Source organism: Longimicrobium sp., from assembly GCF_035474595.1.
Taxonomy (GTDB): domain Bacteria; phylum Gemmatimonadota; class Gemmatimonadetes; order Longimicrobiales; family Longimicrobiaceae; genus Longimicrobium.
The window spans coordinates 57932-69389 of record NZ_DATIND010000098.1; the positions used below are offsets into that span (position 1 = coordinate 57932).

Below are 11458 nucleotides of genomic sequence, written 5' to 3' on the forward strand. Positions count from 1 at the left end.
CAGCTGAGGAATCGCGGCGACGTTCCCGATCGATCCTCAGAACGACGGCATGGCGGAATCGGCGTGAATCTCCGGCTCACGTGCTCGGCGAGTATGGATCCTTCGGCCTGCAACCATCTGCGCGGGAAGAGTTTGCGGTGTGGCCGGCCTCAGGATGACGTCTCTTTCGCGCGTCGCATCGTCGTCGTGCTCGAGCGCCGCCAAGTGAATCGCGACCAGATCACGCCACCAATCCGGTGATTCCGCCCGGAATCACTCCGCCGCCACCGCGGCGGCGCGCACGCGCAGCAGCTTCATCACCTGCCCGACGACGGCGGGGGCAACGGAGAACGGGAGGATCAGCAGCCAGTCGCGCAGATCCGGGACGGCGACGCGGAGGATGGAGGGGATCGGCTGCAGGTACGCGGCGGCGAGCTGCAGGACGATGACGCCCAGGACCGCCGCGAGCGCCCAGCGGTTGCGGGTGATGGCCTCGCGGCTGAGGACGGGCGCGGTGCTGCGCGCGTTGCCCAGGTGGAAGACCTGCGCCAGCGACAGCGTCTGGAACGCCACCGTGCGCGCGTGCTCCAGCGGCACCGTACGCAGGGCGATGAGGTACGCCGCCAGCGCGCAGGCGGTGATCATCAGCCCGTACAGCGCGATCCTTCCGAGAAACGCGCGCGACAGGATGGCGGCGCGCGGATCGTGCGGCGGGTGGCGCATCACGTCCCCGTCCGCCGGCTCCATCGCCAGCGCCAGCGCGGGGAAGGTGTCGGTGACCAGGTTCATCCACAGGATGGGGAGCGGCCCCAGTGGCGCCGGGAGCCCCGCCAGCCCGCAGAGGAGGAGCACCAGCACCTCGGCCACGTTGCAGCTGAACAGGTAGAAGACGAAGCGGCGGATGTTGGCGTACACCACGCGCCCCTCTTCGACCGCGGCGGCCACGGTGGCGAAGCGGTCGTCCTGCAGCACCACGCTGGCCGCCTCCTTGGCCACGTCGGTCCCCCGGATCCCCATGGCCACGCCCACGTCCGCGCGGCGCAGCGCCGCGGCGTCGTTCACGCCGTCGCCCAGCATGGCCACGATCTCGCCGGCCTGCCGGTACCCCTCCACCAGCCGCAGCTTGTCCTCGGGGCTCACGCGGCTGAACGCGCCGGCCTGGCGCACGCACTCCAGCCACTCGTCGCCCTCCAGCGCGCTGAGCGCCGCGCCGTCGAACACCTGCTCGCCGCCCGCCACGATCCCCAGCTCGCGCCCCACCGCCTCGGCCGTGGCGCGCTGGTCGCCGGTGATCATCACCGTGCGGATCCCCGCGTCGCGGAGGGTGCGGATGGTCTCGGGGACGCCCTCGGCGGGCGGGTCCATCATCCCCGCGAAGCCCAGGAAGACCAGGTCGCGCAGCGCGTCGGGCCCGGCCGATTCGGCGCCCTCCTTCCACGCCATCGCCAGCACGCGCAGGCCGTGCGAGGCCATCTCCTCGTTCTCCGCCCGCAGCGCGCGCCGCTCGTCTGATTCCAGCGGACGCTCCCCGTCGGAGAACAGCGTGCGAGTGCAGCGCTCCAGCAGGCGGCCGGGCGCGCCCTTCACCGCGGCGAAGACGGAGCCGTCGGCGCGGCGGTGGAAAGTGGCCATCAGCATCCGCTCGCTGGAGAAGGGAACCTCGCCCACCTCCGGCGTCTCGGCCAGCAGCTCGTGGCGCTCGATCCCCGCCTTCGCGGCGGCGGCCAGGAGCGCGCCCTCGGTGGGGTCGCCGCGGACGGCCCATGCCCCTTCGACTTCGAGCAATTCCGCGTTGTTGGCCAGGACGGCGGCCGTGAGGAGGCGGCGGAGGACAGGGTCGGCGGAACTTTCGGCAGATGAATCGCCCTCCATCACCCCGCCCTCGGGCGCGTAGCCCACGCCGGTGACGGTCCAGCGGCGGCCGGGGGCGCGCAGCTCGGTGACGGTCATCTCGCCGCGGGTGAGCGTCCCCGTCTTGTCGGTGCAGACGATGGTGGCGGAGCCGAGCGATTCGACCACGGGCAGGCGGCGGATCAGCGCGTGCCGCCTGGCCATCCGCCGGACGCCGACGGCGAGCGCGATGGTGGCCACGGCGGGAAGCCCCTCGGGGACGGCGGCGATGGCGAGGGCGATGCCGGTTTCCAGCGTCTCCGCCAGCGCGACCCCTTGCAGCCACCCGAGGAACGCCACCGCGGCCGCCGCGGCGAGCGCGACCCAGACCAGGCGTCGGCCGAGATCGTCCAGGCGGCGCTCCAGCGGGGTGGGCTCGTCCGCCACGCCGGCCACCAGCGTGCCGATCTTCCCCACCTCGGTGCCCATTCCCGTGGCGTAGACCACGGCGCGGCCCGTGCCCGTGGCGGCGAAGGTGGAGCGGAAGACCAGGTTGGTGCGCTCGGCCAGCGACGTGGGCGCGGGGAGCGCCTCGCCGGAGCGCTTGTGGACGGGGAGGGACTCGCCGGTGAGCGCGGATTCGCGGGTGACCAGCTCGCGCGCGTCCAGCAGGTAGGCGTCGGCGGGGACCATGGCCCCCGCCTCCAGCGCCAGCACGTCGCCGGGAACCACCTCGCGCGCGTCGATCTCGCGGCGGCGGCCGTCGCGGACCACGACTGCGCGGGGGACTTCGAGGGAGAGGAGCGCCTCCATCGCGCGGTTGGCGCGCAGCTCCATCACGAAGCCGAGCAGCGCGTTGAGGATCAGGACGACGGCGATGGCCGCGGCTTCCGCGCGGTCGCCCATCAGCAGCGCGACCGCCGCCGCGGCGATGAGGAGCCAGACGACCACGCCGCGCAGCTGGGCGAGCAGGATGCGCCACGCGGAGACGGCGGGCGTGGTCTGGAGTGCGTTGGGGCCGTGGCGGGAAAGCCGCGCCTCCGCCTCGGCCGCGGAGAGCCCGTCGCGGCCGGTGCGGAGGCGTTCGAGCGCCTGGTCGGGCGCCAGCGCGTGCCAGGCGGCGGCGGGCTCCGCTTTCGGGCGAGGCCCGGGCATCAGCCGCCGCCCCGGGCGGATGCGGATAGCGCACGATCCCGCGGTCGGCGCGGTCTCCCCACAGCACCTCCTCGCACGCCCTGGATGGGGCGCGCCGCCTCCACCTCGCGGTTCATCCCCCGGCAGCGCCGTAGCACAATCGACCAGGAGGCCGTCGGGCGCAAGGACGCGGAGGCCGCCGCCTCGATCGGAAGGCGGCTGAAGCCGCGGCAACAACCACGGAAAGCCTCGCAAACTGCGCGAGGCTTCAACCGCGACAACGGGGGGAGGACGGAAACGGGCCCGCGGACAAATCCGCGGGCCCGGCCTCGGCGCGCGCAGGTGTGATCCCGATGCGATCACGCACTCACGCACTCACGCACTTTCGCACTTTCGCACTCACTTCACCACCAGCGCCGTCACCATCCCGAACATCCCCATCGGCCCCTCGGCGTGCGGGAGGATGTGGCAGTGGAGCGCCCAGGTGCCGGGGTTGTTGCAGTCGATCATCACGTCCCAGCGCTCGCCGGGGGCGATGTTCAGCGTGTCGCACTTCCAGGGCTGCGGCTGCGCGTAGCCGTCCTTGTGCGTCACCGTCATCGGCATCCCGTGCAGGTGCATGGGGTGGATCATCATCCCCTCGTTCATGAAGCGGATGCGCACCTTCTGCCCCAGGCTGGCCACGATCGGCTCGGTGGCCGGGAAGCCCTTGCCGTTCAGCGTGTAGCCGTGCGGGCCGTCGTTCAGGATCATCACGTGGTCCACGTCGGCCCTGCGCGTCTCGCCGCCCCTGGGCTCCACGATGAAGGCGCCCAGCAGCCCCATCGGCACCTGCCTGGACGAGTTGAGGTGCGAGTGGTACATGTGCGAGCCCGGGTTGGGCACGGTGAACTCGTACACGAACTTCCCGCCCGGCTTCACCGGCGGCTGGGTGATGAAGGGCACGCCGTCCATGGAGATGGGGACCGCCAGGCCGTGGAAGTGGATGGCGCTGCTCTCGTCCAGGTTGTTGGTGAAGTTCACGCGCACCCGGTCGCCCTCCTTCACGCGGATCTGCGGGCCCGGCACCTGGCCGTTGTACGCCCACGCCTCCACCGTCTGCCCCGGCGCCACCTCCCACATGGTCTTCGCGGCGGTGATGTCGAACACCTTCACGCCGTTCTCCATGCGCGGCGCGAAGGGCTGGTTCCCCTTCCCCTTCGTCGCCGCGGGGAAGCTCTTGATCCCCGCCTCGTGGTGGCGGTCCATCTCGTCGGCCGCGGCGGCGGCGGTGGCCGGGCCCTTGGGGTTGGCCGCCATGGTGCCGCCGCTGTGGTCGCTGTCGGGGTGCACGGCGCCCGGCGGGGTGCCGGCGGGCTCGGTGCCGGCGCTCTTCGGCGCGCCGCGGCCGGCCTCGCCGGTGTTGCACGCGGCCAGCGCGCCGGCCACCGCCGGCACCGCCACCGCCACGGCGGCGCCGCGCAGGAAGTCGCGGCGCGACGGGCGGGCGGGCGCCCGGGTCTCGGTCTTGTCGAGAATGTCCGACATCGGTCTCTCCGTTCCGGTAGCTGAAAGGGGCCACGCCTTCCGATTCGCGCCGTGCGGCCCCGGTGGGTCGGTCGCTGATCGGCCACGAAGCTACCGGCCGCGTGGGGAGGGGTCTGTAGGACAGCGGCGGAACCTGCGGCGGGCCCGCCCCCGCGCGCCGGGCGGAAAGCGCCCCACGGCGGGGAGGGGCGATGTGGGGAGATGCCGGACGGACCCGCATCAGGGGAATGAAAAGACGCGGCGCGGCCATCCTCCCTGCCGCGCCGCGTTTCGCTCATCGCCCGAACCATCCCGGTGCCTCCCGCAGACTTCTTTTCGGCGGATCAGCCCGCCCCGGCGGCGGCGGGATCGCGCATGCGGGCCGGCTCGCGCGCGATGAAGGTGAGGCGCATCGTCGCGGTGGCGGCGGCGGCGCTCTCGCCCAGCCGCGCCGGGCGCGCGCGGTCGACGGGGTGGACGTGGACGGCGACGGGGATCCAGCGCGCCATCCACAGCTCGCACCCCGCGTCCCGCCCGTGGACCGCGACCTCCCGCCAGGTGATGCGGGGATGCGGATCGAGATGGATCACGGCGACGGCGCCCTTCCTCCGCGCCTCGCGGGCGGTGGAGACGGCGTCGGGGAGGATCTCGCGGATGATGCCTTCCACCGTGGCCCCGGCGAGCGCCGGGTCCGCCGCCTCGCCGATCTCCAGCCGCACGCGCGCGCCCGAGAGGCGGGCGTTCAGCGCGCGCGCGTCGCCGCCGGCGAGCCACGCCAGCGCGCCCAGGGCGCGGCCGAGCACGGGCGGAGGCTTCATCCCGGGCGGCGCGCGGAGTCCGCCGGGGCGGCGGGCGCGTGCTCGAAGGGGTCGGCGGGCGACGCGGCGGGCCCGGCGGGCGCGCCGCCGTTGGGGTTGCAGTCGATCCGCGTCCCCCGCCCGCCGTCGATCGCCACCCAGCACGACCACATCGCGTGGCGCGACACGGCCAGGTACCCGTCGCGCCCGCTCTTCGTCAGCGCGACGGTGACGCCGCGCCGCGCGCGGTGGGGGAGGTTCGCGGCGGTGGCGGGGAGCGCCGGATCCAGCGTGTCGGGGTAGCGGCCGAAGCGCGTCCGATGCTGCTCCATCTCCCCCTGCAGCTGGCGGAGCTCGCCCGCGGCCCGGTCGCGCGGGTTGGCGCAGGCGGCGGCGAGCAGCGCCAGCGCGGCGATCAGGGCGCGGCGCGGCCGCATCGTCATCCCCATCGGTATCCCCATTCGTCGGGCGGGAATCGCGGAGCCGGAAGGCGGCGCCGGGAACCATCGGCGCCGCCCTGGAATCTAAAGCGTGCGGCGGGCACAGCCAGAGCGGCGCGCGCCGGAACCGATCTTGCCGCGCAGCCTCCGCCACCCGGGCACGTGCCCGCCGATCGCCCCTGTGTAAACGCTGAACGAAACCGGAATGCCTGGACGGTACGACGCCACCCTGGTGGCGGTTTCCGTGCTGATCGCGATCTCCGCGTCGTACGCGGCGCTGGCGCTGGCGGCGCGCATCGGCGCGGCGCGCGGGCGCTTCCGCGCGGCGTGGCTGCTGGGCGGCAGCGTGGCCGTGGGGCTGGGGATCTGGTCCATGCACTTCGTGGGGATGCTGGCGCTCAGGCTGCACATGCCCGTGAGCTACGCCGTTCCCACCGTCCTTCTTTCCGCGCTGGTGCCCGTGCTGGCGTCGGCGCTCGCGCTGTACGTGGTCTCGTGCGAGCGCGTGTCCCTCGCCGCGCTGCTCGGTTCGACCCTGGTGATGGGGAACGCGCTGGCGGGAATGCACTTCCTGGGGATGGCGTCGCTGCGCGGACCCGCCCGCGTGGAGTACGCCAACGGGCTGGTGGGCGTCGCGGCGCTGCTGGCGATGGGGTCGGCGCTCGCGATCCACGTGCTGGGGCGGCACTTCCGCCACGAGGACGCCCCGCGCGGGCGGAGCTGGAAGCCGGCCGCGGCGGTGGGGATCGGCGCGGGGATCGCGGCCATGCACTACACCGCCATGGCGGCCGCGCGCTTCAGCCCCGCGCAACCCCGGGTGACGGTGGCGCCCGAGGCGGTGCTGCAGACGCCGGGGCTGGCGTGGGGGATCGCCGCGGCCACGCTCACCCTGCTGGGCACCATCGTCTTCGGCGCGCTGGTGGAGCGCCGCGCCCGCGCCCGCTCGGCCGAGACCGAGGCGCTGCGCCGCAGCGAGGACCGCTTCCGCTCGCTCGTCGTGGCCACCGCGCAGATCATCTGGACCACCAACGAGAAGGGCGAGTTCGCCGCCGAGCAGCCCGAGTGGGCGGCCTTCACCGGCGGGAGCTTCGACGAGTACCGCGGGTGGCGGTGGCTGGAGTGCGTGCATCCCGACGACCGCGAGCAGGCCGCCGCCACCTGGCGCGCCGCGCTGGAGAGCCGCACGCTGTACGAGACCGAGTACCGCCTGCAGCGCCACGACGGGCGGTGGCGCGACATGCAGGTGCGGGCGGTGCCCGTGCTGGAGCCCGGCGGCCGCGTGCGCGAGTGGGTGGGCGCCGAGACCGACATCACCGAGCGCCGCAAGGCCGACCGCGCGGCCCGGTTCCTCAGCGAGGCCAGCCGCGCGCTGGTGTCGTCGCTCGACTACCCGGCCACGCTGCGCGCGGTGGCCCGGCTGGCCGTGCCCGAGCTGGCGGACTGGTGCGCGGTGGACCTGCTGGCCGAGGGCGGCGGGGTGGAGCGGGTGGCGGTGGAGCACCCCGACCCCGCCAAGGTGGAGTTCGTGCACCGGCTGGAGGCGCTGTACCCGGCCGACCCGCTGGCCGAGCGCGGGCTTCCGCAGGTGATCCGCACCGGCCGGGCCGAGATGATGGCCGACATCCCCGAAGAGCTGATCACGGCCGCGGCGAAGGACCCCGAGCACCTGGCGCTGATCCGCGAGCTGGGGCTGCGCAGCTACATCGTGGTTCCCCTCATCGCCCGCGACCGCACCCTGGGCGCCATCACCCTGGTGCACGCCGAGAGCGGGCGCCGCTACGACGAGCAGGACCTGCGGCTGGCCGAGGAGCTGGCCCGCCGCGCCGCCGTGGCCATCGACAACGCGCGGCTCTTCCAGGAGACCGAGGACGCGCGCGCGCAGCTGGAGCAGCAGGCCGCCGAGCTGCAGGAGGCGCAGGCGGAGATGGAGATGGCGCACGACGAGCTGCAGCGCGCCAACGACGAGCTGCTGGCACGCACCGCCGAGGCCGAGCGCGCCCGCGCCGCGGCCGACGAGGCCAACGCCGCCAAGAGCTCGTTCCTGGCCACCATGAGCCACGAGCTGCGCACGCCGCTGAACGCCATCGCCGGGTACGCGCAGCTGCTGGAGATGGGGATCCACGGCGAGGTGAGCGACACCCAGCGCGAGTACCTGGAAAAGATCCGCCGCAACCAGACGCACCTGCTGGGGCTGATCAACGACGTGCTGAACTTCGCCAAGATCGAGGCGGGGCAGGTTCAGTACGAGATCGGCGACGTGCCGGTGGACGAGACGCTGGCCGCGGTGGAGGCGCTGATCGAGCCTCAGGTGCGCGCCCGCCGCCACCAGTACACCTACCGCCGCGGCAACCCGTCGGTGACCGCGCACGCCGACCGCGACCGGGTGGAGCAGGTCGTGCTCAACCTGCTCAGCAACGCGGTGAAGTTCACCAGCCCCGGCGGCCGCATCGTGCTGGAGTGGGAGGCGGAGCCCGCCGTGGTGCGCGTCCGCGTGCGCGACAGCGGCCGCGGCATCCCCCCCGAGAAGCTGCCGGCCATCTTCGAGCCCTTCGTGCAGGTGGATCCCACGCTCACGCGCAGCAGCGAGGGCACCGGGCTGGGGCTGGCCATCAGCCGCGACCTGGCCCGGGCGATGAAGGGCGACCTGACGGTGGACAGCCGCGAGGGCGAGGGTTCGGTCTTCACCCTCACCCTCCCCCGCGGGCCGGACCGCGCCGCCCCCGTCCCCGAGATCGAGGCCGAGGCGGGCGTGGCGTAGGCGGGCAGATCGGATGTGTTTCACACCTCGATCCCAATGACGTCATCCTGAGGCCGGCCACGCCGCAGGCAACGCTCACGCAGGTGCTTGCAGGCCGAAGGATCTATCGCCCGTCTCGCACGTCCGCCTCCCCAGCGCGTGGTCGCCAAGTGGGTTCAGGCACCGGCGCGTTCAGGAAGCGGACGTGCAGGACCGGCTATGGATCCTTCGGCCTGCAAAGTGTAGCGCGGACGCGGGTTGCGGTGTGGCCGGCCTCAGGATGACGTCTGTCTTTCTCCTTTATTTTCCTGCATTCCCGACTCAATCCATCTGACCTCACCCCTCGTCGTTCTCGTCCACTGCCTCGAAGTCCGTTTTCGTGCGGGGGATGCGCTCGCGGGTGGTGGTTTCGCGGGCGGTGTCGCCGCTCCCCCAGTGGCCGATGGTGGTCAGGCGGACGCCGGTGAGGTAGTTCTCGCTCACGCGGCGGCTGTCCGCCGCCTCCTGCGGGCGCGTGTAGAAGAACTCGTCGCGTCCGATCAGCACGAAGCGCCCGGTCGCCGGGTCGCGGCGGAAGCGGTGCGTAAGGTCCTGCACCTCGGTCATCCCGTAGTTCTGGTGCACGATCAGCACGCCGTTGCGGATGGTGAGCTCCAGGATGTACTGCGGCACCACCGGCACCAGCATCTTCGTCGCCACGCCTGCCCGGCGCAGGCGTCCGTTGGCGTCCGCCAGCAGGATCAGCAGCGCCTGCGCGTCCGGCGCGGCGGAGATGGTTCCCTGGCTGTACCAGCTCCCCGCGGGCACCAGGTGCAGCACGTGGTCGGCGCGGCCGTCGCCGTTCAGGTCGCCCGTGGCCTCGGCGGCCGCCTTCCAGCCGCCGGGCACGAAGTCGTGTGTCTGGCGCCCGGTGGCGGGCACGCGCGCCGCATCGAACGGCGGCGCATCCTGCGCGAGCGCGGGCGTGGCGGCGCCCGTCGCCCCGAGCGCGAGCGTCATCAGCAGACAGATGGCGGATCTGCGCATCTCATCTCCCTCTCAGGAAGTTCATCTTCATCCCCCCCTGAATCCCGTGATCGGCACGGCCACGGCCGGTCCCCGGCCGCCGAAGCGATAGTGTGGCATGCATCTGGCCCGTCGCGAAAGCCTTTTGTTTGTCCAACGGGGGATGCGAAGCGATGCGGGAGATGAGAAGCTGGATGGCCTTCGCCGTCGCCGCGGCGATGGTCGCGGGCGGCTGCTCGGACGCGGGGCACGCCAGCAGCGAGGGAGATGCGGGGCCGGCGCGCGCCCGCCCCGCCGCCGCCGCGAAGGCGCCCGCTCCGCCCCCTCCGCCGCCGATGACCGCCGCGGACACCGCCGCCGCGCGCGCCCGCATCGCCGCGCGGGGAGACTCGGTGCGGGCGGCGTTCGAGCGCGCGCGGCCGCTCACCGCGCGCGAGGTGGCCATGCTGCGGCAGGACGTGAACGCCGGGCAGATCGCCACCGCGCGCTCGCTCGGCATCCAGCCGTCGACCACCGCCGGCATCGAGCAGCTGGAGCGCGCCGGCCGCCTGGTCGCGCTGGGCGACAGCACCGTGGGATGGGTGCTGCGCGACATGGACCACTCCGTCCCTTTCGTCGTCCCCGACGCGCGGGCGATGCTGGACGAGCTGGGGCGCCGCTTCCAGGCGCGGCTCGCGCGGCTGGGGCTGCCGGCCTACCGGATGAAGGTGACCTCGGCGCTGCGCACCGACGAGTCGCAGGCCGAGCTGCGGAAGATCAACTCCTACGCCTCGCGCATCGTCAGCGCGCACGAGTTCGGCACCACCATCGACGTGTCGCACGAGCGCTTCGCCGTGCCCGCGGCGATCGGCGGGCGCGCGCCGGAGCTGGAGGCGGAGATGCTGGAGGAGGTGGGGAAGGCGCACGCGAAGGTGCTGCAGGCCGAGCTCGGCCGCGCGATCCTGGAGATGCGCGGCGAGCACGCGCTGCACGTGATGATGGAGAACATGCAGCCCGTCTACCACATGACCGTCGCGCGCCACTTCACGCGCTGACCAGACTCTGCGCGTGATCAGCTCCCGCTGAGTTTTTCACCAGTCTCTGTCCGCACGAACCTGCGTGCCCACTCGCGACCCAGGCTGACGTCGAAAATGCGGAGAAGATCGCGCACGAGAAGGAGGAACTCTTCCAAGTCTTCGCTCCGCACCCCAGAGCGTCTTCCATGAACGATCTCATTTCGCTGGCCGATTCGTTTCCGGCAGATCTGGATAATTTCCGCGGGGATTCGTAGCCGGCCTCCGTCCCAACTCTGGAGGAGCTCCAACTGCGGCAGGTAATCCGCCATCAGGGAGTGCACCGGTGGACTCGGCAGGTTTTCGACGAGCCAGGCTGCGTCGGGAACGACACTTCCGATCAGTTCCTTGATCCCGGTTTCCAGCGCCGCCACGCCCATCATCAGTGAGCTGCGAGAATTCTGCCCGCGTAGATTCCATGCTTCACGCCAGAGTTCGCTGCTGAGAGGTTCTCCCGAGGCGGGATCGCCGAGCAGAAGACCGACTTCGGCCGGAGCGGCATTCCCGAGAAAGTTGATGACCCCCATCGCCATCCGGAAGTTGGCGGGAACACGCTTCCACGCCACTTCATTCTCCGACCACTCCGGCCATGCCGCGCGAGCGTAAAACGGCGGAATCGCAAGATTCTCCCGCCACGCGATCACGCCAAGGACGTGCTGGACTGCGTTGGACAAGAGTTCATAAGACTGATTGAAGAACTCGCGCGCTGATGCCGGAAGGACATCCAGCGACAACAGATTGTTCCCGAGGTCGTCTCCAGGCGCCTTCTCCCGAAGCTCACCGTGCAAGGTTCCCGGGTCGATACCCTCGGGAAGGCGATTCCCGATCAAAGACGTTATACCGTATCTGGAGATTACCTGTGCATTTCCGCTCAAGACTAGGGAGACGTCATCCTGAGGCCGGCCACAGTGCAAGCTGAATCTGCACAGGTATTTGCAGGCCGAAGGATCTATAGCCGGTGCCGCACGTTCGCTGAGG

7 protein-coding genes and 1 pseudogene are annotated in these 11458 nt (G+C 72.1%); 2 read left to right on the top strand and 6 right to left on the bottom strand.

Features of this window, described 5'->3' with window-relative positions; translation table 11 throughout:
- Positions 1–252 precede the first annotated feature (252 nt).
- The 4 genes from VLK66_RS18350 to VLK66_RS18365 form a co-directional block, all read right to left on the bottom strand.
- Positions 253–2964, bottom strand: coding sequence for a cation-transporting P-type ATPase (locus VLK66_RS18350; protein WP_325310916.1), 2712 nt, complete (start codon positions 2962–2964; stop codon positions 253–255).
- Between the two features lie 378 nt (positions 2965–3342).
- On the bottom strand, positions 3343–4470 hold the full coding sequence (locus tag VLK66_RS18355) for a copper oxidase (RefSeq protein ID WP_325310917.1): 1128 nt from the start codon (positions 4468–4470) through the stop codon (positions 3343–3345).
- Positions 4471–4793: 323 nt separating this feature from the next.
- On the bottom strand, positions 4794–5267 hold the full coding sequence (locus tag VLK66_RS18360) for a hypothetical protein (RefSeq protein WP_325310918.1): 474 nt from the start codon (positions 5265–5267) through the stop codon (positions 4794–4796).
- The gene (locus VLK66_RS18365) at positions 5264–5689 is read right to left on the bottom strand and encodes a hypothetical protein (protein WP_325310919.1); all 426 of its coding nucleotides are present in this window, start codon (positions 5687–5689) and stop codon (positions 5264–5266) included. Before VLK66_RS18365 ends, VLK66_RS18360 begins: the two co-directional genes overlap by 4 nt.
- Before the next feature lie 202 nt (positions 5690–5891).
- Between VLK66_RS18365 and VLK66_RS18370 the strand changes: the two genes are divergently transcribed.
- Positions 5892–8444 carry an MHYT domain-containing protein gene (locus VLK66_RS18370; protein WP_325310920.1) on the top strand — a complete coding sequence of 851 codons (2553 nt, stop codon included), beginning with the start codon at positions 5892–5894 and terminating at the stop codon, positions 8442–8444.
- Positions 8445–8759: 315 nt separating this feature from the next.
- Here VLK66_RS18370 and VLK66_RS18375 read toward each other — a convergent pair whose 3' ends face one another.
- A complete protein-coding gene (locus VLK66_RS18375) occupies positions 8760–9449 on the bottom strand; it encodes a hypothetical protein (protein ID WP_325310921.1) in 690 nt (229 codons plus the stop codon).
- A gap of 161 nt (positions 9450–9610) precedes the next feature.
- Between VLK66_RS18375 and VLK66_RS18380 the strand changes: the two genes are divergently transcribed.
- Positions 9611–10462 carry a DUF5715 family protein gene (locus tag VLK66_RS18380; RefSeq protein WP_325310922.1) on the top strand — a complete coding sequence of 284 codons (852 nt, stop codon included), beginning with the start codon at positions 9611–9613 and terminating at the stop codon, positions 10460–10462.
- Between the two features lie 17 nt (positions 10463–10479).
- Here the strand turns inward: VLK66_RS18380 and VLK66_RS18385 are convergent.
- Positions 10480–11458: pseudogene (locus VLK66_RS18385) on the bottom strand (hypothetical protein); the annotation flags it as partial.